Raw genomic sequence first — 20,443 nt, forward strand, 5'->3', positions numbered from 1 at the left:
CACGTGCCCGAGACGGCACAGGACGAAGGCGATGCGACATGACTGCACCTGGCCCGGGGCACGGGCACGGCCCGGACCACGGTTACCTGCTCGACAACCAGCAGTCCGAGGCGGGCATCCGCTTCGGCGCCCTCGCCGAACTCTTCGACCCGGGGACCTTCCGGCATGTCGACCGGCTCGGGATCACCACGGGTATGCGGTGCTGGGAGATCGGAGCCGGCGGCCCCTCCGTTCCCGCAGGGCTGGCCGCGCGGGTCGGGCCGACCGGAGCGGTGCTCGCGACGGACATCGATGTGTCGTGGGCGCAGGGCGCCGCGAACGAAGTCGTCGAGGTGCTGCGCCACGATGTCGCCGCCGATCCCCCGCCTCCCGGTGGCTTCGACCTGGTGCATGCACGGCTCGTCCTCGTGCACGTCACCGACCGCGCCGAGGCGCTGCGCCGGATGATCCAGGCGCTGCGCCCCGGTGGTGTGCTCCTCCTGGAGGACGCCGACCCCGGGTTGCAGCCGCTGCTGTGCCCCGACGAGTCGGGCCCCGAACAGCGCCTCGCCAATCGCCTCCGGTCAGGCTTCCGTGAACTCATGGCGGCCCGCGGCGCAGACCTGGCCTACGGCCGGACCTTGCCCCGGCTGCTGCGTGAAGCGGGCCTGGACGATGTGCAGGCCGACGCGTACTTCCCGATCGCCTCACCGGCGTGCACCGTCCTCGAGGCCGCCACCGTGCGACAGATCCGCGACCGGCTCGTGGCGTCGGGGCTCGCCACCGACGAGGAGATCGATCAGCACCTGAAGAACGTCGCCACCGGACGCCTCGATCTGGCCACCGCTCCGCTCGTCTCCGCGTGGGGACGACGGCCGTAACCTCTGGGGAAGCTCGCAGCATTCCGGGCCGGCGGCCTGGAATTGGCCTTGGTCCGCCGCTTTCCGGAACCCTTACGGTCATCCCATGAGGATCCGAATCGTCGACGCGTTCACCGACCGCCCCTTCACCGGCAACCCCGCAGCCGTGCTGCTCCTGGACTCCGACGCCTTCCCCGAAGCCGATCTGCTCCAGCAGGTCGCCCTGGAGATGAACCTCTCCGAGACCGCCTTCGCGCACCCCCTGCCGCCGGGCGGAGAGGCGGACTGGGCGCTGCGCTGGTTCACCCCGGCCACCGAAGTGGACATGTGCGGGCACGCCACCCTCGCCACAGCCCACGTCCTGCACACAACCGGAACGGCCCATGGAACGGTGCGCTTCGCCGCCCGCTGCGGGATCCTCACCTCCACCGCCCACCCGAACGGCTCACTCACACTCGACTTCCCCACGGCCCCGCTCACGCCGGCCTCCGCCCCGGCCGGCCTGGCCGTCGCCCTGGGCGCGGAACCGCTGTCCGTCCACGACACCGGAGCCCACATCGGCGACCTGCTCGTCGAACTGTCCGACGAGGAGTCCGTACGCGGACTGACCCCGGACTTCGCCGGGCTGGCCGCCTGCTCACGGCGCGGCATCATCGCCACGGCCGCTGCCGAGGACCCGGCCCGTGGCTACGACTACGTCTCCCGCGGCTTCTTCCCCCGGGTCGGTATCGACGAGGACCCGGTCACCGGCAGCGCCCACACCGCACTGGCCCCCTTCTGGTCGGCCCGGTTCGGCCGTGACGAGCTGACCGGCCTGCAGGCCTCGGCGCGTTCCGGCCTGGTCCGCACGTCGTTGCGCGGCGACCGCACACTGCTGACGGGCAGCGCGGTGACAGTCGTCGACGGTGAACTGCTGACCACCTTCTGACCGACAGGGGACGGGGGCGTACGCAATGATCCGTAGGCCCCCTCTCTGCGCGCCACCCGGTCACGGCGTCGGCAGCCACCCCACCTTCCCGGCCAGCAGCGCGTACCCGACGAACGCCCCGATGTCGAGCAGCGCATGCGCCACGACCAGCGGGCCCACGCGCCCCCAGCGCCGGTACAGCAGCACGAAGACGACGCCCATCGCCATGTTGCCGAGGAAACCGCCGATCCCCTGGTACAGGTGGTACGAGCCACGCAGCACCGAACTCGCCACCAGGGAGGCCATCGGAGTCCACCCCAACTGCCCGAGTCTGCGAAGCAGATACCCGACGACGATCACTTCCTCCACCACGGAGTTCTGCAGCGCGGAGAGGATCAGTACCGGATACTTCCACCACACGCCGGGAAGCGACTCCGGAACCACCGTGAGGTTGAACCCGGCAGCCCGCGCCACCAGATAGAAGGCGAGCCCGGCGCTGCCGATGCCCGCCGCGATCAACACGCCGCGCCCCAGGTCCGACCCGGGCCTGCTCCGGTCGAACCCGATGGCACGCAGGCTCGTCCCCTCCCTGATCAGCAGGTGCGCCACCAGCGCGACGGGGACCAGCGCCGTGGCGATACCGAAGAGTTGCCAGGCGAGATCCAGCCAGGGACGCCCTGGAGCGTACGAGCTGTTGAGCGTCGCAGCCTGTTCCTTCAAGGCCCCCGGTTTCGTCAGCGATCCGACAAAACTGATCAGGGCAGACACCCCGCTGGCACCCAGTGAGAGAGCCAGCACCAGCACTGTTTCGGACCGCAGGATCCGTCGTGACACGGCCTCTTGGGGGAAAGAATCAGCCACGCGCTCCTCCGCCACCTGTACACCCGCCTTCAGCTGTGCATTCGCGCCTCATCCCGCTCCCCGTCCCGCTAGGGCCTCGAATACAGGTACGAAGATCATGCTCGACAGGCGGGGGACGACCACCATTGGTGACGGTGTGGTCCCCCTTTTCCTTGTTCATCCTCAAGGAGGGGCACCACCGACATGGGACGCCACAGCTTGCCCGATGACTGCGCGACGTGAGCAGGCGGGGGCAGCTCTCCGCCACGCCGTCGCCCTGTTGCCATCGCCACCATGGTCGTCCTCGGTGTAGCGGCAGGTACGGCAGTCGCTGCGCAGGGTGGCCTGTTGTCGTTCTCGAAGTCCTGCGAGGAGTCCGCCGTACGGCCATCCATGATGACCTCACCCGACATCGCCCCCGCCGTGCGTGCAGTCGCCGACCAGGCGCGCAAGGACGAGGTCAGCCCTCGGCTGGCCGAAGAAGAAGTACTCCTGGGCCGAGTTGACGGGCTCGGCGACGGAGTCGGACAAGGTGCGCCTCGGCGCCGCAGATCCCGCACGCAGCGCCACCGGCCTGCTGGCTCTCACCAGCATCGCCGCTTCGTCGGACCAGCAGGGCGGAGACAGCGACACCAGGGTCGCGGTCACCGCCAAACTGCTCGCGCAGCGGATGTCCGACGGTGACACGCAGATGCTCGAAACGCTGGCGCAGGACGACTCGGGGCGCCGAGGGCGGCAACCCGCAACGCAACCAGGCGATACTGCTCTCCGAGCAGGCTGCGTTCGCCCACAACACCGGCTCGACCGGGGACGGGAGGCTCGATCTCTTCTACCCGAAGGACGGCACCCCGCTGCTCGACTACCCGTACACGCTGGTCAACGTGATGACAGCCGTACAGTGCGGCCGCGCCGAGGAATAGCCGGCGCGCGGCCGGGAAAGGCGCCGGACAGCACCTGCACAGGGCCTACGGGCGCACCCGGCCGGTCTCAGGGCGGTCCGGGAGGCCGACCGGCCAGGTGTGCACGGGCTCGCCGCTGTGCATCAGCTCGGCATACCGGCGCGTGGTGGCCGCGAGCGCCGCGTCCCGTGCGAGCCCGGCGTCCAGCCCCCGGTGGTACGTGTCCGCCTGCCAGGACGCCCCGTTCACCCGCCGCTTGCAGCGCTCCTCGATGACCCCGAGGTAGTGGTCGCGGTCCGCGGGCTCGATGTTCCAGGCATCGAGCCCCGCCGCGGCGAGCGGCAGCAGTTCGTCCCGTACGAGCTTGACGGCCGACACCCGGGTCAGGCCGCCCGACCGCCCCGGCCGGGGCCAGATCAGCTCGGCGTCGATGCCCTGGCGGCAGGCGGTGTCGAAGTTCTCGGCCGCGGCGGCGAACGGCAGCCTGGTCCACACCGGACGGGGCTCCTCCGCGAGCGCCCGCACCAGGCCGTAGTAGAGCGCGGCGTTGGCTATCACATCGGTGACGGTGGGCCCGGCGGGCAGGACGCGGTTCTCGACGCGGAGATGGGGTACGCCGTCGGCCAGCCCGTACACCGGCCGGTTCCATCGGTAGACCGTGCCGTTGTGCAGCACAAGCTCCTGAAGCGCCGGCACGCCGCCCTCGTCGAGGATCTGCAGCGGGTCCTCCTCGTCACAGATCGGCAGCAGCGGCGGGAAGTAGCGCAGATTCTCCTCGAAGAGCTCATACGCGGAACTGATCCACCGCTCGCCGAACCAGGTCCGCGGACGCACCCCCTGATTCTGCAGTTCGGGTGGCCTGGTGTCAGTGGCCTGCTGGAAGAGCGGCGGGCGGGACTCCCGCCACAGCTCCCTGCCGAACAGGAAGGGCGAGTTGGCGCCCAGGGCGATCTGGACGGCGGCGACGGCCTGAGCCGCGTTCCACACGTCCGCGAACCGTGCCGGGGTCACCTGCAGATGCAGCTGGACCGAGGTACAGGCCGCTTCGGGCGTTATCGAGGAGGAGGTACAGACCAATCGTTCCACGCCTTCGATATCGAGCGCGAAATCCTCGCCGCGCGCCGCCACCATTTGATCGTTCAGCAGCGCGTAGCGGTCCCCGTCCGAGAGGTTCGCCGCGACCAGGTCCTGATGGTCGAGGGTCGGCAGTATTCCGATCATCATGATGCCGGCGGCGACCTCTCCCGCCTTGCGGTGGGCATATCCCAGGCCGGTCCTGAGCTCCTCGGCCAGTTGATCGAATACGCGTCCGGCCAGGCGGTGCGGGACTATGTTTACTTCCAAATTGAACATCCCGAGTTCGGTCTGGAAATCACGGCTCGCGATCCGCTCCAGCACCTCCGCATTCATCATCCTAGGCAGGCCGTCCACACCTGCCAGATTCAGCTCGATCTCCATGCCCATGAGGTTGCGCGGGCGGTCGAACCTCCGCTCCACCAGGAGTCTCCCCAGCCCCTCCAGGCACCGGTGGAGCTTCCTCCGGTACCTCTGCCGATCGGACAGGTCAAAAGCGCCCGCCACGACCTTCTCCCCCATCGAAGCGTCCCTCCTCGAGTGGGCAGCCCGCGGCCCAGGCCGCTCGCGTCACGGTCGATAATGCCCAGGGCAGGTGATCGATAACGCCCCCACGGACAGCGCGGACCCACTAATCTGAGGGTGCCGCCAGGGGCACATTCCGACGGCATGAAGCACTGCACAGTTTCCGCCGTGCGGCGGGCGGTGAAATCGTCGGCGTGTTTCGGCCGACCGCGGCCGGGAAAAAACACCAGGCAGCAGCTGCGCCACACACACCGAATCAGCAGATTCTCCGCATAATAAAGTCCGGATACCGCCTTGCCGGCAATGCCTGAGGCGGCTAGCGGAAACACCGTGTGAACACCTGTCGTATAAACTCCGCGGACGAGGCAGAGAGTTGACGCACCGGCCCAGTCACCGGCCTCCTCTGGCCCCGCACGCCGACAGCGCCGTCTGCCCCCGCCCACGCATCACCGTGTCTCCGAAGTGAGAGGCGACCCACTATGCCGCTGCACGTACCTCCGGCTCCCGCGCCCGCCCTGCGCAGCGTCCTCGCGGCACTCGGTTCACCCACCGCAGTCCGCGAGGCCCGCACCCCGGCTCTCCGGTCCGTCCAGGGACCGCTGAGCCCCGAACTCCCGCTCCCCGTCCATGTGCTGGAGCGGATCGGCCCGAGCGGGCTCGCACCACGCACCAGCCTGGCCGCGTGGCGCTTCCTGATCCGCAGCTCGGAGCGGGCCGTCGCCGCGGCCGATACCATGCTCACCCCGGACGGGTGGACCTTCTCGCACTTCTTCGAGGGTCCGTACATTGCCTCGACCGAACTTGCCCTGCGCCAGGCGGAGACGGTGACACCGCACTATCAGCCGCGTCTGCTCTCCATCCCCGAGCTCTACATGCTGACGCTGTGGCTGCACGAGGACATCGAGGCCGATGCGTCCGGCGGCACGCTCGCCCCCACCGACCTGCTGGTACCGCTGGCACCCGCCCCACCGGGCATCGCGGCACACCGCCCGCACCGGGTCGCCGATCTGCTCCCCGTGATGACGCTGCGTATCACCCCTGGCCCCGGTCCCCTGCTCGGTTCACCAGCCTGACCACAGCCCGCCTCCGGCCCGCAGTGCTGTGCCCCGTCGCCGTTTCCGGTGGCGGGGCACGCTACTGCTCGGACGCCCCCGGAGGCCATCCGGACTAGTCTGGTCCGGCCACCCCGAACCACCCGAAGGGACAGTGCAGTTGTGTTGAACCGTCCGGCCGGGTGATGCGTCATGGGAGTAGGAGAAGTGCTGCCGCGAAATACCTGCGGATTGACGCCCGTGGGGCAACACTGGGACCGGACCGATTGATACGGGGGGCGGCCATGAACACCTCATCAAGCCGCAGGACACTCACCACAACGCAGCGAAAGAACCCACCCATGTGCCAGCACCAACCACCCTGCCCGACTGCCGACTCAGCCGACCGGGAGGCCGCCCGCCTGATGGCCCACCATCCGGAACAGGGCTGGAGCCTGCTGTGCAACGGCGTCCTGCTCTTCGAGGACACCGGTGAGCTGCTCCCGGACGGGCAGATCATCGCCCCGCATCGGCCGCTGGACACCGGCCGGGTGATGAAGGCCGCCTGACCGCGGCCCGTACGAACGGGGCCGGCCCGGAGAAGATCTCCGCACCGGCCCCGACGCATGTCCGCGTCACACCCGACGGGTGGGTCAGTTGTCGTACTCGTCCAGCGGCGGGCAGGAGCAGACGAGGTTACGGTCGCCGAACGCACCGTCGATCCGGCGCACCGGCGGCCAGTACTTGTCGGCGGCCGAGACTCCGGCCGGGAAGACGGCCTCCTCGCGGCTGTAGCCGTGGTTCCATCCCCCGCCGAGCATGGCGGCCGTGTGCGGAGCGTTGATGAGCGGGTTGTCGTCCGCGCTCCACTCGCCGGACGCGACCTTCTCGACCTCGTGGCGAATGGCGATCATTGTGTCGCAGAACCGGTCGAGCTCGGCGAGGTCCTCGCTCTCGGTCGGCTCGATCATCAGTGTCCCGGCCACCGGGAAGGACATGGTCGGCGCGTGGAAGCCGTAGTCGACCAGGCGCTTGGCGATGTCGTCGACGCTGACACCGGTCGCCTTGGAGATCGGCCGCAGATCCACGATGCACTCGTGCGCCACCAGTCCGGCCGGGCCGGTGTACAGGATCGGGTAGTGCGGCTCCAGACGCTTGGCGATGTAGTTGGCGGCGAGTACGGCGACCTGCGTCGCACGCTTCAGGCCCTCCCCGCCCATCAGGCGTACGTACGCCCACGAGATCGGCAGGATGCCGGCCGAGCCCCACGGAGCGGCCGAGATCGGTCCGACACCGGTCTCGGGACCCGCGGCGGGCTGCAGCGGGTGGTTCGGGAGGTACGGCGCGAGGTGCGCGCGGACGCCGACCGGACCGACGCCCGGACCGCCGCCGCCGTGCGGGATGCAGAAGGTCTTGTGCAGGTTCAGGTGCGAGACATCGCCACCGAACCGGCCCGGCTTGGCGAGGCCGACGAGCGCGTTCAGGTTGGCGCCGTCGACGTAGACCTGACCGCCCGCGTCGTGCACCTCGGCGCAGATGTCGGCGACATGCTCCTCGAAGACACCGTGCGTCGACGGGTACGTGATCATGAGCACGGCCAGCTCGTCGCGGTACTGCTCGATCTTGGCGCGGAGGTCCTCGACGTCGACCTCGCCGTCGTCGGCGGTCTTCACCACGACGACCTTCATGCCCGCCATCACGGCGCTCGCGGCGTTGGTGCCGTGTGCGGAGGACGGGATGAGGCAGACGGTGCGCTGGTCGTCGCCGTTGGCCCGGTGGTACGCGCGCACGGCCAGCAGACCCGCGAACTCGCCCTGCGAGCCCGCGTTCGGCTGAAGGGAGACCGCGTCGTACCCGGTGACCTCTGCGAGACGCTCCTCCAGCTCACGGATGAGCGTGAGGAAGCCCTCGGCCTGCTCGGCCGGCGCGAACGGGTGGAGCGAACCGAACTCGGGCCAGGTGATCGACTCCATCTCGGTGGTCGCGTTCAGCTTCATGGTGCAGGAGCCGAGCGGAATCATGCCCCGGTCCAGCGCGTAGTCACGGTCGGCGAGCCTGCGCAGGTAGCGGAGCATCGCGGTCTCGGAGCGGTGCTGGTGGAAGACCGGGTGGGTGAGGAAGTCATCGGTGCGCAGCACGGACTCGGGCAGCGCATCGGCGGCCGCGGCATCCAGCGCCTCGATGTCGCCGTCGGTGCCGAAGGCCGCCCAGACGGCGGCGATCTGGGTGCGGGTGGTGGTCTCGTCGCAGGCGAGGGAGACCAGGTCGGCGTCGACGAGCCGCAGGTTGACGCCGCGCTCACGGGCATCGGCGACGACCTCGGCGGCCCTGCCCGGGACCCGCACGGTGAGCGTGTCGAAGTAGGCGTCGGTCTCGACGTCGATGGAGGCGGCCCGCAGGCCCTCGGCCAGGATCGTGGCGTAGCGGTGCGTGCGCCGCGCGATCGTCCGCAGTCCGTCGGGGCCGTGGTAGACGGCGTACATGCCGGCCATGACGGCGAGCAGCACCTGAGCGGTACAGATGTTGCTGGTGGCCTTCTCGCGGCGGATGTGCTGCTCGCGGGTCTGCAGGGCCAGGCGGTACGCCTTGTTGCCGTCCGCGTCGACGGAGACGCCGACGAGGCGGCCGGGCAGGCTGCGGGCGAACTTGTCGCGCACGGCCATGAAGCCCGCGTGCGGTCCGCCGAAGCCCATCGGCACGCCGAAGCGCTGCGTGGTGCCGACGGCGATGTCCGCGCCGAGGTCGCCGGGCGAGGTGAGGAGAGTCAGGGCCAGCAGGTCGGCGGCGACGGTGACGACGGCGCCGAGCTCATGGGCCTGCTCGATGACAGGCTTGATGTCCCGGACGGCGCCGGAGGCGCCCGGGTACTGGAGCAGCACGCCGAAGACACCGCGCTCGGCGACGTCGGCGGGGATGCCCTCGCTGAGGTCGGCGACGACGACCTCGACACCGGTCGGCTCTGCGCGGGTCTCTATCACCGCGACGGTCTGCGGCAAGGTGTCGGCGTCGACCAGGAAGACGCCGTCCTTGACCTTGCCGACGCGCCGCGCGAGTGCCATGGCCTCGGCGGCCGCGGTGCCCTCGTCGAGCAGCGAGGCGCCTGAGGTGGGCAGCCCGGTCAGCTCGGCGACCATCGTCTGGAAGTTGAGGAGGGCCTCGAGTCGGCCCTGCGAGATCTCCGGCTGGTACGGCGTGTAGGCCGTGTACCAGGCGGGGTTCTCCATGACGTTGCGGAGGATCACCGGCGGGGTGAAGGTGCCGTAGTAGCCGAGGCCGATCATCGGCGCGACGACCTGGTTGCGGTCGGCGAGCGAGCGCAGCTCGGCCAGGACCTCGGCCTCGGTGCGGGCCGTCGGCAGTTGCAGCGCCTCCGCGCTCTTGATGACATCGGGCACCGCGGCCGCGGTCAGGTCGTCGAGCGAGCCGTAACCAACCTGGGCGAGCATCTTCGCCTGCGCCTCGGCATCGGGTCCGATGTGGCGCTGTTCGAAGGGGATGCCCTGCTCCAGTTGGGAGAGCGGAGTGCGACGGGGGGTCATGGTGGAGGCCTCCTGGTCTGTCACGACCTGCGAGGGGCACAGCGGCGCGGGTGCCCGGACGGCCTCCCCCTCTGTCATCTCAACCTGAGAGCTTCACCGGTCCGCCCTGCGGCGTACCGGCTTTCACCGTCGGTGAGGAAAGGATCCGTCCCGGCGTCTGCCGCCACGAAACCCGCCCTGCTTTCCAGAGTGACCTCGTCCGTGCGGTACGGGGGCCTGAGAGATTCCGGGGAGGATTTGCTCCTTCGGCGCCTGCCGGATGTGCTCCGGAGGACTCTCCCGCACGGGGTCAGCAGCCGTAGTCAGCCTACCAGCGGGGTACGTCTCAGAAATCTCGAGTGGCCGAAGCCCCGGATCTGCACTTTCGTAGTGCCTGTGGAGTAGCCGCGACCAATGGGAGGGACCGTGCAGACCGACATCGATCCGCGCAGCCTTATAGGCCGCAAGGCGTTCGACCGCAAGGGCACCAAGATCGGCACCATCGACGAGGTGTATCTCGACGACGCGACCGGTGTCCCCGAGTGGGCCGCCGTACGCACCGGACTGTTCAGCAGGGACGCCTTCGTCCCGCTGGAGCCCAGCGAATTCGTCGACGACTCGCTCCGGATCCCCTTCGACCGTGCGCTGATCAAGGACGCACCCGACTTCGGTGTGGGCCGCCATCTCTCGCCGGAACAGGAACTCCAGCTCTACCGGCACTACGGTCTGGACTCGCCACCCGAGGAGCCGGGGCCGGACCGGGACTTCGGCAGGCTGGCCGGCCAGGACGAGTAGTCCACGGGATCGCGCACCAGTGGCAGCGGATCCGCGGGCCGAAGCTCCGGATCGTCGATACGGAACGTGCGCACCCGGCCGGGCGGCGACTCGGGTTCCTCGAACCGCACCGTCACCCGCCCCACCCCGCTGCCCTGCACCCAGCCGTGCCCATAAACGCCATGGCGGACGTCGTGCCCGGCGGGCCACCTCCGGGCCGCGAGCTGCTCGGGAGTCTCCTCCGATGCACCGGCCGCCGGCTCCTCCCCGTGCTCGCCCGGGACTTGGTCCTCGTCGGCCGGGCCGTCGGGCACGGACCGCTCACCGGCCGCCTGTGCGAAGAGATCTTCCTGCGTGTAGTCGGCAAGCCCCGTGACACCCACACCGAGCAGCCGTACGCCTCCGGTGGTGTCCACGGCCTCCAGGAGGCGCGCGGCGGCCTCCCTGACCACCGCGGGGTCGTCCGTGGGCCCTCGCAGCGTCTCGGACCGCGTGAGCGTCGAGAAGTCGTACCTGCGAACCTTCAGCACCACGGTCCGCCCCGACCGCTCCGCGGCCCGCAGCCGCTGGACACAGCGGTCGGCCAGCCGGTCGACCTCCGTCCTGACCCGGATTCGGTCGTGCAGGTCCATGTCGAAGGTGTCCTCGACCGAGACCGACTTCGCGTCGCGCTCGGCGACGACGGGGCGGTTGTCGTACCCGAGGGCCATGCGGTGCAGCGAGACGCCATGAGCCTTCCCCAGCAGCCGTACGAGCTCGTCCTCGCCCGCCTCGGCCAGGTCGTCGACCGTGGTCATCCCGGCGCGTCGCAGGTGGTCCCCGGTAGCGGGTCCGACGCCCGGCAGGATGCGTACGGACATGGGCGCGAGCAGCTCACGCTCGGTTCCCGGCTCGATGAGCAGCAGCCCGTCCGGCTTGGCCTCCTCCGAGGCGATCTTGGCCAGCATCTTGGAGCCGGCGAGGCCCACCGAGCCGGTGAGCCCGGTGACGGCTCTGATGGCGTCACGCAACTGCTCACCGATGGCCCGCGCCGAGGCCGAGTCGTCAGCCACGCCGCCGGCCTCCAGATCGACAAAGGCCTCGTCCAGGCTGAGCGGCTCCACCAGCGGTGAGAGCCGACCGAGCAGCTCCATCACCTGGTCGCTCACCGTCCGGTACAGCGTGAAGCGGGGCACCAGGTAGGCGGCGTTGGGTGCCAGGCGCCGGGCCTGGGCCGTCGGCATCGCCGAATGCACCCCGAACCGCCGGGCCTCGTACGACGCGGTGGCGACAACCCCGCGCGGCCCCAGCCCGCCGACCACGACCGGCTTGCCGCGCAGGCTCGGCTTCGCCGCCTGCTCCGCAGAGGCGTAGAAGGCATCCATGTCGAGATGCAGGATGGTGGGCGCGGCTCTCACATCAATCGATGCTGCCCTACGGCACTGACAATCGCCGCGCCCCGGATCTGCACGCGGTCAGACTGCGCGGTTGCGCCGCCGGGCGAGCTCGTCGGTGGGATTGTTGCCGACCAGCGTCTCGCCCGTGTCCACCCGCTCACCGTGCAGCTGCGACAGTGCGGCGTCGACGTCCCGCCACACCACCCCCACGGCGATGCCGAAGACCCCCTGGCCCCCCTGGAGCAGATCCACGACCTCGTCGGGCGAGGAGCACTCGTAGACCGTCGCGCCGTCGCTCATGAGTGTCATCCGCTCAAGATCCTTGAACCCCCGGGCACGCAGATGCTGGACCGTGGTGCGGATGTTCTGCAGCGCCACACCCGTGTCCAGGAAACGCTTCACGATCTTCAGCAGGACGACGTCCCTGAAGCTGTAGAGCCGCTGTGTGCCCGATCCGTAGGCGGGACGCACGCTCGGCTCGACGAGCCCTGTGCGCGCCCAGTAGTCGAGCTGCCGATAGGTGATTCCTGCCGCCGCGCACGCCGTCGGCCCGCGATACCCGATGTCGCCGGCCGCTGCCACGCCGTCCCCCGCCATCGCCTCCGGTTGAACCGGTTGCCTGATGGTGCGGCCGGCTGTACTTCCGTGCTGCGAATACGGCCCACCCACTGCCGTACCGTCGCCGCTGCTTCTCACGCCGACCTCCGTCCTTGACCTGCCATCTCGAAGGTAGGCAGTCACTCGGGGTGCGTCAACGATCGCCACACTCGGCACGCCGGGTGATAATCACCCTGAGGGTGGTTTCCCGTGTCTCATTCCGGGGAATGGCTTGCCGAATGCGCTGATGGCACCCCCCGCAGGACGGTCACTGACTGTTGGTACCGAAGTCCTCCGGTGAGATCTGGTCGAGGAACTCCCGGAACTTCTCGACCTCGTCCTCCTGCTCGTCCGGGATGGCGATCCCCGCGTCGTCGAGCACCCCGTCACTGCCGTAGATCGGCGTGCCGGTGCGCAGCGCGAGCGCTATGGCGTCGGACGGACGCGCGCTCACCTCGACCCCGCTGGCGAAGACCAGCTCCGCGTAGAAGACCCCTTCCCGGAGGTCCGTGATCCGGACCTCGGTGAGCTCCTGGCCGAGGGCCTCGAGCACATCCTTGAAGAGATCATGGGTCAGCGGCCTGGCCGGAGCCATGCCCTGCTGGGCGAAGGCGATCGCGGTCGCCTCGCCAGGACCGATCCAAATGGGGAGGTACCGGTCGCCTCCCACTTCACGCAGGAGCACGATCGGTTGGTTGGAGGGCATTTCCACCCGGACACCCACAACGTCGAGCTCGTTCACACAGCAACCCTAGGACGTGCTCGGCAGGTTTGGGTAGTCGGGCTCCCCCGTGATCAGTGGAACCGGATGTGCAGAGCGGTCTGAACGAAGGCTGAATGCAGCCGTACGGAGAGCTCCGCGAGCTCCCTGGCCGTGGCCTCCGCATGCGCCCTGGTCTGCGGATTCCGGTGTCGGCGCAGGGGCGCAACCACCTGCTCGATCAGACCGGCCTCACGCTCCGCGGCCCCTCGCATGGTCCGCAGATGACGCGGTTCGAGACCAAATCGACCCAGATCCGCCACAAGTTTGGCCACGGTCACCGTCTCGGCGTCGTAGCCGTCTTCCGCCGTCGGAGCGACCAGGCCGTACGACTCCCACTCCTCGAGCTCGCTCTCGGTCACCTCGGCAGCGGCCAGCAGCTCGGCACGCCCGATCCGTGCCGCGGTCGCCCGCCCGGACTCGGCGTCCCAGGATCCGTCGGTCAGGTCCCGCTGCCCGCCCGCGGACGGCAGGGACGCCTGCTCACCGCGGGCGAGGGCGTCCAGGTGCTCCCGGATGACCTTCAGCGGAAGGTAGTGGTCCCGCTGCATCCGCAGCACCTGCGCCAGCCGCTCGACGTCGTCGGGCCGGAACTTCCGGTATCCGGACGGCGTCCGCTGCGGCTCGACGAGCCCCTCGGCCTCCAGAAAGCGAATCTTGGAGATGGTGACTTCGGGGAATTCGTCCCGCAGCTGCAGGAGCACCGCGCCGATACTCATCGCACGGCTGTCGGCGGTGGCGGTGCCGTGACCGGCACCGCCCGTCGATGTTCTCAGCATGGACCTTCCCTGACGGGTCAGATGCCCCGCTGGCTTGCGTAGAAGACCAGCCGGTACTTCCCGATCTGCACTTCGTCGCCGTTGGACAGCGCGACGGAGTCGATGCGCTCGCGATTGACGTACGTGCCATTGAGACTGCCGACGTCCTCGACCGTGAAGCTGCCGTCGGGGCTCCGGCGGAACTCCACATGACGGCGCGAGACCGTCACGTCGTCGAGGAAGATGTCGCTCTGCGGGTGGCGGCCGGCCGTGGTCAGCTCACTGTCCAGCAGGAAGCGGCTGCCGGAGTTCGGACCGCGGCGCACCACCAGGAGCGCCGAGCCGAGCGGCAGGGCATCGACGGCGGCCTGGGCCTCGGGAGTGAGGGACGGCACGGACGTCTGGCCTGTCGCCTCCGCCTCGTACGCCTCGAGACCGGAGATGGAGATGGTCGAGGTCGTCTCCGAGGGGCGCTCGGACGGAGCACCACCCCTCAGCGGCGCACCACAGTTGGAGCAGAAACGACTGGCCTCGGCGTTGCGATGACCGCACCTCGTACAGACCGGCATGGACGCAAACCCTCCACCCGTACTCGAGGTTGATGGATCCCCGAAACCTATGCGTCCCGCACCGGCAGGGTCAACAGACGACGCGCCGGAACCACCCGAAATGTCACCGCCCGTACCCGCCACTTCGTCGCGGAAGAGCGGGCGTTCCGTGCCCCGCTCATCGGCCTGGCCATGGCGCGGTGCGCGATGGCGCGCAGCTTCATCGCGTGCGCTCTTGCCGAACAACTTCCCAAACAACTTCACGGGCGATTCCCCTTGACCGAAATAGACCCGCCCGTGGGGCAGGACGAACCCTGAATGAACACACCTGCCGACCCGGACATCTTCACAACGTCCGTAGCCACTCGACAGTTTCCACCACGCGTCACCATTACGATGCGGCGACCCCCCGCAACCTCGTGTCTGTGTCCTTCGACGCCCGCACCCGGCTGCCTCACTGGGATGACGACCGAGCGTAGTCAGGCCGCTTCGCCGGTCGCAAGGCATCCACGACGATGTCGTCGGCCTGTGCCACGTGTACGGTGGCCTGTTCCTTCTCCAGCGTCTGCACGACACCGCCGGGAATGTTCAGGGCCGGCTCCAGGTCCTGCGGCTTGCCGATGACCTTGAAGACATAGGGCGCGGAGATGCGCCGGTCGTCGACCTTGATGGCACCGCCGTCACCGGAGAAGTACGTGTTGGCAACCACTCTCACCCCGTTGACCTCGATCGCCTCCGCACCCGCCGCACGCAGCTCCTGGAGTGCGTCGAGCAGCATGTCCGGCTCCACCGCACCGCCCGGGTCGTTGATCGTCAGTGTGATCCCGGGCCCGTGCGCCGCCACGGTGCCCGCGAGAATACCGAGTTGCCGCTCCTTCTCCACTGTCTGCTTACGGGCTTCCTCGGCCTGGTCCGAGCTGTTTTCCAGCTCCGTTCGCTGATCGTCCAGACGCTGCTTCTCATCCTCAAGACGCTGCGTACGGTCGTCGAGTTCATCGAGAATCCGGACCAGGTCCTCCTGGCGCGCACCGCGCAGTGCGCTGTTGTCGCTGTTCGACCGCACCTGGATCGCCAGCCCCAAGCCGAGGACGAACAGCAGCAGCGCCACGATGAGTTGAGCCCGGGTCACCCGGGGCGGCCACACGGCGGCGATCAGCCGCCGGCGCCCGGTGAGCTCCTCGGGGGCGCCGGCCGCCGGCTCGCCGGTGCGCTCGGTGTCACGGGGAAGTTCTTCGTCGCTCATCGGCTTCAGGCCCGGAAGACGTGCCGGCGGATCGCCGCGGCGTTGGAGAAGATCCGGATACCGAGCACGACCACCACACCGGTGGAGAGCTGGGCCCCGACGCCCAGCTTGTCGCCCAGGAACACGATCAGGGCGGCCACGACGACGTTCGAGAGGAACGACACCACGAAGACCTTGTCGACGAAGATGCCGTCGAGCATGGCGCGCAGCCCGCCGAAGACCGCGTCGAGCGCGGCCACGACAGCGATCGGAAGATAGGGCTCGACCACCGCCGGCACCTCGGGCCGGACCAACAGTCCGACCACGACTCCCACGACGAGGCCCAGTACGGCGATCACGATGTGCCCTTCCCTGTGTCTGCCGCACCACTGCCGGTGTCTGCGGCCTTCGGCTCTGCTGTTCGTACGGTCAGGCTCGGAGCAGCCGGGAGGCGCACCTGCTCCTGGACGGAGATGCTGGTCCGGATGGAGAACGTATCCTTCAGCGCCTGAAGATACTGACCGTCGGCACTGTCCTGGAACGCGGTACTGAGCCGCTTCCCCTTCCCCACCGCAAGTACCGTGTACGGCGGCACGAGCGGTCTGTTGTCGACCAGTATGGCGTCGCCTGCGGCACGGATGGCCGACAGGGCTGTCAGCCGCTGCCCGTTGATGGCGATCGCTTCCGCCCCGGACTGCCACAGACCGTTGACGACCCGCTGCAGGTCCCGGTCGCGCACCCGCCCCGTATCGGCGAAACCGCTGGTCTCCCGCGGTCCGCCACCGCCCTGATCGGTGTCCTTCGCATCGTCGACGACGAGCTTCACACCGGGCCCCTGCACCGCGGTCGCCCCGGAGAGCAGCGCCACAAGCTCGCCCTGGTCCCCACCATGCTTTTCCAACGCTTTACGTTGACGCTCGCTCACCTCGCCACGCAACTTGTCCACCTGGGACTCGAGGGTGTCGGCCGCCGATGTCTCTGCATCGATACGGTCGATGAGTTCCTCGCGCTCCTTGGCAAGGACAGGCGCCGAGACGCGTGCCTCCGCGGCACCGAGGGTGACGACCAGAGCAGCAAGCACAAGACCCCCCGCGAGGGCCAGCTTCGCCTTCAGCGTGCGGGGCATTGCCGCGCTCCCGTCGGCCTCGCGGCGCGCGGTGGCCTCGGCGTAACCGTCGTCCAGGCTGTGGTCCATCACATTGGTCAGCAGCGACATGGACGCGTCGGGGCGCGCGGAGGGCGAGGCGGTACTCCGATCGGGGGGCTGCTGCGACATGCCGCACATCGTCGCACGTCGCTGCTGCTACCGCCGAATGGCCCCACCGATGCGCCGGGAGGCGCGTCACAGCATCTCCCGGCGCACCCGTGGAACGGTCAGTGACCTGCGCTGTCCACGACCATCGACCATTCGTCGAGCAGCGCCTGCGCCGAGGCGTCGTCGGGGCCTTCCGCCCACAAATGGGTGACGGCCTCAGCCGGGTCCGGAAGCACCATCACCCAGCGCCCGTCCGCCTCGACGACCCGTACGCCGTCGGTGGTGTCGACGTCGCGGTCGCCGGCGGCCTCCACCACACGGCGCATGACCAGCCCCTTGACGGCCCACGGCGTGGCCAGATCGCGGCGCAGGACATGCGCGCGGGGGATGCGGGCGTCGATCTGGCTGAGCGTGAGCTGCGTCCTCGCGACGAGCCCGATCAGCCGCACGAAGGCGGCTGAGCCGTCGAATACGCTGCTGAATTCGGGAACGATGAAGCCACCGCGCCCGTCACCACCGAAGATGGTGCCTTCCTGGCGTCCCACGCGCGTCAGATCGTCGGGTGACGTCGTCGTCCACTCGACCTGTGTGCCGTGGTACGCGGCCACCTGTTCGGCGACCCGCGTCGTCGTCACCGGCAGCGCCACTCGCCCACTGCGCCGCTCGGCAGCCACCAGGTCGAGCAACACCAGCAGTGCCCGGTCGTCCTCCACGATCCGGCCCCGCTCGTCGACCAGGGAGAGCCGCTCACCGACCGGGTCGAATCGCACGCCGAACGCGGCCCGCGCCGAGGACACGATCTCCCCGAGCCGCACGAGCCCGGAACGCCGGCTGTCGGCGGACTCGGTGGGCCGTGATTCGTCGAGCCCGGGGTTGATCGTCAGCGCGTCCACGCCGAGCCGCCCGAGCAGGCTGGGCAGTACGAGCCCGGCACTTCCGTTGGACGCGTCGACGACGACCTTGAGGCCTGCGGCGGCGATCCCGGTGGTGTCCACATTGCGCAGCAGCGATCCGGTGTAGGAGTCGAAGACGCTGGACGGGAAGTGCAGATCGCCGATCTCTCCCGGGAAGGCCCGTCGGTACTCCTGACGTGCGTAGACCCGGTCCAGCTTGCGCTGGCGCGCCTGGGACAGGTCCGCTCCCCGCTCGTCGAAGAACATGATGTCGACCGAGTCGGGCACTCCGGGCGAGGTGCGGATCATGATCCCGCCGGCGCTGCCCCGGGCGGTCTGCTGACGCGCGACCGGCAGCGGTACGTTCTCCAGGTCCCGTACGTCGATGGCGCTGGCCTGCAACGCCGAGATGACCGCTCGCTTCAGCGCACGGGCACCTCGCGAGTGGTCGCGGGCAGTGGTGACGGTCGAACCCTTCTTGAGGGTGGTGGCGTACGCACCGGCCAGCCGCACAGCGAGTTCCGGCGTGATCTCCACGTTCAGGATTCCCGAGACACCGCGGGCGCCGAAGAGATGAGCCTGCCCGCGCGACTCCCAGATCACCGAGGTGTTGACGAAGGCGCCGGCCTCGATGGTCTTGAACGGATAGACCCGGACATTGCCCTGAATGATCGATTCCTCACCGACCAGGCACTCGTCCCCGATGACCGCACCGTCCTCGATGCGGGCCGCCCGCATGATGTCGGTGTTCTTTCCGATCACACATCCACGCAGGTTGCAGTGCTGCCCGATGTAGACGTTGTCGTGAATCACTGCCCGGTGCAGGAACGCACCCGTCTTGACGACGACGTTCGAACCGATGACCGTGTGCTCACGAAGCTCGGCACCGGCCTCGATCTTCGCGTAGTCCCCGATGTACACGGGCCCCCGCAGCACCGCGTCCGGGTGCACCTCGGCGCCTTCCGCGACCCATACACCGGGCGAGATCTCGAAGCCGTCGATCTCGACGTCGACCTTGCGCTCAAGAACGTCGGCCTGGGCCTTCACATAACTCTCGTGTGTGCCCACGTCCTCCCAGTAGCCCTCGGCGACGTAGCCATAGATCGGCTTGCCTTCCTTCATGAGCTGAGGGAAGACATCACCGGACCAGTCGACCGAGACATCGGCCTCGACATAGTCGAAGACCTCGGGCTCCATCACATAGATGCCCGTGTTGACCGTGTCCGAGAAGACCTGACCCCACGTGGGCTTCTCCAGGAAGCGCTCGACCTGGCCACCCTCGTCAACAATCGTGATGCCGAATTCCAGCGGATTCGGAACCCGGGTCAGGCACACCGTGACGAGCCCGCCCTTTTCCTTGTGGAAGGCGATGAGATCGGTGAGGTCGAAGTCGGTGAGAGCATCACCTGAAATAACCAGGAAGGTGTCGTCCTTCAACGCCTCTTCGGCGTTCTTCACGCTCCCTGCGGTACCTAGAGGTTTCTCCTCGTTGGCATAAGTGAGCTCCATTCCGAGCTCTTCGCCGTCGCCGAAGTAATTCTTGACGAGAGAGGCGAGAAACTGGACGGTCACGACGGTCTCATTGAGCCCATGCCGCTTGAGCAGGCGCAGCACATGCTCCATGATCGGCCGATTGGCGACAGGCAGGAGAGGCTTGGGCATGCTCGAGGTCATGGGGCGAAGGCGAGTGCCTTCACCACCAGCCATCACGACGGCCTTCATGTCGGAAACGTCCTCCTTGAAGAGACGACGGTCTAGCCGACTTCACCCGTCAGGGCAACACCTGAGACTTCACCGCGGACCGGCCACACTGCACGGCGCCGCATCAACGAGCTCAATCGGCTACTACATCCGCCTTGACTAGCCGGCGGACCTGAACCACATAGAGGATCCCTGCCCACCAATAGAGCGTTGTACCCCACCCTGCGAACGCCCATCCGAAAATAGCGGCCAGCGATCCAAGCCAACCACTTGCGTCACTGAGCAGCAACAAGGGGAAGGCGTACATCAGGTTGAACGTAGCCGCCTTCCCCAGGAAGTTCACCTGGGGCGGCGGATAGCCGTGGCGCCTGAGGATTCCCACCATGACGAGAAGCATCAGCTCACGGGCCAGGAGCGCAGCGGTGAGCCAGAGCGGAAGGATCTCACGCCAGGTCAGTCCGACGAGTGTCGAAAGGATGTACAGGCGGTCCGCCGCCGGGTCCAGGAGTCGCCCGAGGCTGCTGATCTGGTTCCACCGACGGGCGAGCTTACCGTCGAGGTAATCACTGATCCCGCTGAACATCAGGACCAGCAGCGCCCAGCCATCGCTCTTGGGCCCGCCGAACTCGGGGCGAAGAATCAGCCACAGGAAGAGCGGTACCCCGAGAAGGCGAGCCATGCTGAGGATGTTGGGGATGGTGAGGACCCGGTCCGTCTGAACCCGAGTCTCCTGGACCTCCACCCGGGGGCCTCCTGTGAAAGAACGTGTCAATGATGCCCCCTGAGCCTACCCTCAGCCACTGCCGGCGGATGCACAGGGGTAGCGATCTGCCCGTGAACGCAGAAAAGCCCCGCACCAGAGGTGCGGGGCTTTCCCGGAATAATTGTTCGGCGGCGTCCTACTCTCCCACAGGGTCCCCCCTGCA

18 protein-coding genes, 1 pseudogene and 1 riboswitch are annotated in these 20,443 nt (G+C 68.5%); of the genes and pseudogenes, 6 read left to right on the forward strand and 13 right to left on the reverse strand.

The features are described from left to right. The first annotated feature begins 38 nt into the window (after positions 1-38). The gene (locus tag ABZV38_RS22855) at positions 39-860 is read left to right on the forward strand and encodes a methyltransferase domain-containing protein (RefSeq protein WP_356329664.1); all 822 of its coding nucleotides are present in this window, start codon (positions 39-41) and stop codon (positions 858-860) included. 85 nt (positions 861-945) lie between these two features. Next, a complete protein-coding gene (locus ABZV38_RS22860; RefSeq protein ID WP_356329666.1) occupies positions 946-1,767 on the forward strand; it encodes a PhzF family phenazine biosynthesis protein in 822 nt (273 codons plus the stop codon). Between the two features lie 60 nt (positions 1,768-1,827). On the opposite strand, the gene ABZV38_RS22865 is transcribed toward ABZV38_RS22860, so the two are convergent. Continuing rightward, complete coding sequence (locus ABZV38_RS22865) at positions 1,828-2,607, reverse strand: CPBP family intramembrane glutamic endopeptidase (protein WP_356329668.1); 780 nt, start codon at positions 2,605-2,607, stop codon at positions 1,828-1,830. A gap of 183 nt (positions 2,608-2,790) precedes the next feature. Here ABZV38_RS22865 and ABZV38_RS22870 point away from each other — a divergent pair. Then, positions 2,791-3,467 (forward strand): annotated as a pseudogene (locus ABZV38_RS22870) (hypothetical protein); the annotation flags it as partial. 84 nt (positions 3,468-3,551) lie between these two features. Here the strand turns inward: ABZV38_RS22870 and ABZV38_RS22875 are convergent. Further along, complete coding sequence (locus tag ABZV38_RS22875; protein ID WP_356329670.1) at positions 3,552-5,081, reverse strand: glutamate-cysteine ligase family protein; 1,530 nt, start codon at positions 5,079-5,081, stop codon at positions 3,552-3,554. A gap of 482 nt (positions 5,082-5,563) precedes the next feature. Here ABZV38_RS22875 and ABZV38_RS22880 point away from each other — a divergent pair, with 482 nt between their 5' ends. Then, a complete protein-coding gene (locus ABZV38_RS22880; protein WP_356329672.1) occupies positions 5,564-6,157 on the forward strand; it encodes a hypothetical protein in 594 nt (197 codons plus the stop codon). A 320-nt stretch (positions 6,158-6,477) separates the two neighbouring features. Beyond that, entirely contained in the window at positions 6,478-6,684 is a 207-nt protein-coding gene (locus tag ABZV38_RS22885) for a DUF5999 family protein (protein ID WP_356329674.1), read from the forward strand. An 84-nt stretch (positions 6,685-6,768) separates the two neighbouring features. On the opposite strand, the gene gcvP is transcribed toward ABZV38_RS22885, so the two are convergent. Next, the gene (gene gcvP / locus ABZV38_RS22890; RefSeq protein WP_356329676.1) at positions 6,769-9,654 is read right to left on the reverse strand and encodes an aminomethyl-transferring glycine dehydrogenase; all 2,886 of its coding nucleotides are present in this window, start codon (positions 9,652-9,654) and stop codon (positions 6,769-6,771) included. 194 nt (positions 9,655-9,848) lie between these two features. Continuing rightward, positions 9,849-9,946, reverse strand: a riboswitch (glycine riboswitch). Positions 9,947-10,047: 101 nt separating this feature from the next. Here gcvP and ABZV38_RS22895 point away from each other — a divergent pair. Beyond that, positions 10,048-10,428, forward strand: a complete 381-nt coding sequence (locus ABZV38_RS22895; protein WP_030979528.1) for a PRC-barrel domain-containing protein — start codon at positions 10,048-10,050, stop codon at positions 10,426-10,428. On the opposite strand, the gene ABZV38_RS22900 is transcribed toward ABZV38_RS22895, so the two are convergent. The 10 genes from ABZV38_RS22900 to ABZV38_RS22945 all read right to left on the reverse strand — a co-directional run bounded on the left by ABZV38_RS22900 (position 10,353) and on the right by ABZV38_RS22945 (position 20,259). Beyond that, entirely contained in the window at positions 10,353-11,804 is a 1,452-nt protein-coding gene (locus tag ABZV38_RS22900) for a DNA polymerase IV (RefSeq protein ID WP_356329678.1), read from the reverse strand. The two genes, ABZV38_RS22895 and ABZV38_RS22900, sit on opposite strands and share 76 nt — an antisense overlap. A gap of 57 nt (positions 11,805-11,861) precedes the next feature. Further along, positions 11,862-12,479: a MerR family transcriptional regulator gene (locus ABZV38_RS22905; RefSeq protein ID WP_356329680.1), complete on the reverse strand. Its 618-nt coding sequence runs from the start codon at positions 12,477-12,479 to the stop codon at positions 11,862-11,864. 169 nt (positions 12,480-12,648) lie between these two features. Beyond that, entirely contained in the window at positions 12,649-13,122 is a 474-nt protein-coding gene (locus ABZV38_RS22910) for a bifunctional nuclease family protein (RefSeq protein ID WP_003970463.1), read from the reverse strand. Between the two features lie 53 nt (positions 13,123-13,175). Continuing rightward, on the reverse strand, positions 13,176-13,919 hold the full coding sequence (locus tag ABZV38_RS22915) for a MerR family transcriptional regulator (protein ID WP_356329682.1): 744 nt from the start codon (positions 13,917-13,919) through the stop codon (positions 13,176-13,178). Positions 13,920-13,936: 17 nt separating this feature from the next. Further along, a complete protein-coding gene (locus tag ABZV38_RS22920; protein ID WP_356329684.1) occupies positions 13,937-14,710 on the reverse strand; it encodes an FHA domain-containing protein in 774 nt (257 codons plus the stop codon). Between the two features lie 190 nt (positions 14,711-14,900). Beyond that, on the reverse strand, positions 14,901-15,689 hold the full coding sequence (locus tag ABZV38_RS22925; RefSeq protein WP_356329685.1) for a DUF881 domain-containing protein: 789 nt from the start codon (positions 15,687-15,689) through the stop codon (positions 14,901-14,903). Positions 15,690-15,694: 5 nt separating this feature from the next. Then, positions 15,695-16,027: a small basic family protein gene (locus tag ABZV38_RS22930; protein WP_003970459.1), complete on the reverse strand. Its 333-nt coding sequence runs from the start codon at positions 16,025-16,027 to the stop codon at positions 15,695-15,697. Beyond that, positions 16,024-16,944, reverse strand: coding sequence for a DUF881 domain-containing protein (locus ABZV38_RS22935; protein WP_356329687.1), 921 nt, complete (start codon positions 16,942-16,944; stop codon positions 16,024-16,026). Before ABZV38_RS22935 ends, ABZV38_RS22930 begins: the two co-directional genes overlap by 4 nt. Before the next feature lie 98 nt (positions 16,945-17,042). Continuing rightward, positions 17,043-19,538, reverse strand: coding sequence for a mannose-1-phosphate guanyltransferase (locus ABZV38_RS22940; protein ID WP_356329690.1), 2,496 nt, complete (start codon positions 19,536-19,538; stop codon positions 17,043-17,045). A gap of 112 nt (positions 19,539-19,650) precedes the next feature. After that, positions 19,651-20,259, reverse strand: coding sequence for a CDP-alcohol phosphatidyltransferase family protein (locus ABZV38_RS22945; protein WP_356329692.1), 609 nt, complete (start codon positions 20,257-20,259; stop codon positions 19,651-19,653). Between the last annotated feature and the right edge of the window lie 184 nt (positions 20,260-20,443).

It is taken from the genome of Streptomyces sp. NPDC005181, from assembly GCF_040608395.1.
Classification (GTDB): Bacteria; Actinomycetota; Actinomycetes; order Streptomycetales; family Streptomycetaceae; genus Streptomyces.

Excerpts from the sequence above, each read along its gene's own strand:
- ABZV38_RS22895 (WP_030979528.1), top strand. The coding sequence starts at position 10,048 with ATGGGAGGGACCGTGCAGACCGACATCGATCCGCGCAGCCTTATAGGC.
- ABZV38_RS22915 (WP_356329682.1), bottom strand. The coding sequence starts at position 13,919 with ATGCTGAGAACATCGACGGGCGGTGCCGGTCACGGCACCGCCACCGCC.
- gcvP (WP_356329676.1), bottom strand. The coding sequence starts at position 9,654 with ATGACCCCCCGTCGCACTCCGCTCTCCCAACTGGAGCAGGGCATCCCC.
- ABZV38_RS22885 (WP_356329674.1), top strand. The coding sequence starts at position 6,478 with ATGTGCCAGCACCAACCACCCTGCCCGACTGCCGACTCAGCCGACCGG.
- ABZV38_RS22935 (WP_356329687.1), bottom strand. The coding sequence starts at position 16,944 with ATGTCGCAGCAGCCCCCCGATCGGAGTACCGCCTCGCCCTCCGCGCGC.
- ABZV38_RS22940 (WP_356329690.1), bottom strand. The coding sequence starts at position 19,538 with ATGAAGGCCGTCGTGATGGCTGGTGGTGAAGGCACTCGCCTTCGCCCC.
- ABZV38_RS22855 (WP_356329664.1), top strand. The coding sequence starts at position 39 with ATGACTGCACCTGGCCCGGGGCACGGGCACGGCCCGGACCACGGTTAC.
- ABZV38_RS22875 (WP_356329670.1), bottom strand. The coding sequence starts at position 5,081 with ATGGGGGAGAAGGTCGTGGCGGGCGCTTTTGACCTGTCCGATCGGCAG.
- ABZV38_RS22880 (WP_356329672.1), top strand. The coding sequence starts at position 5,564 with ATGCCGCTGCACGTACCTCCGGCTCCCGCGCCCGCCCTGCGCAGCGTC.
- ABZV38_RS22925 (WP_356329685.1), bottom strand. The coding sequence starts at position 15,689 with ATGAGCGACGAAGAACTTCCCCGTGACACCGAGCGCACCGGCGAGCCG.
- ABZV38_RS22860 (WP_356329666.1), top strand. The coding sequence starts at position 946 with ATGAGGATCCGAATCGTCGACGCGTTCACCGACCGCCCCTTCACCGGC.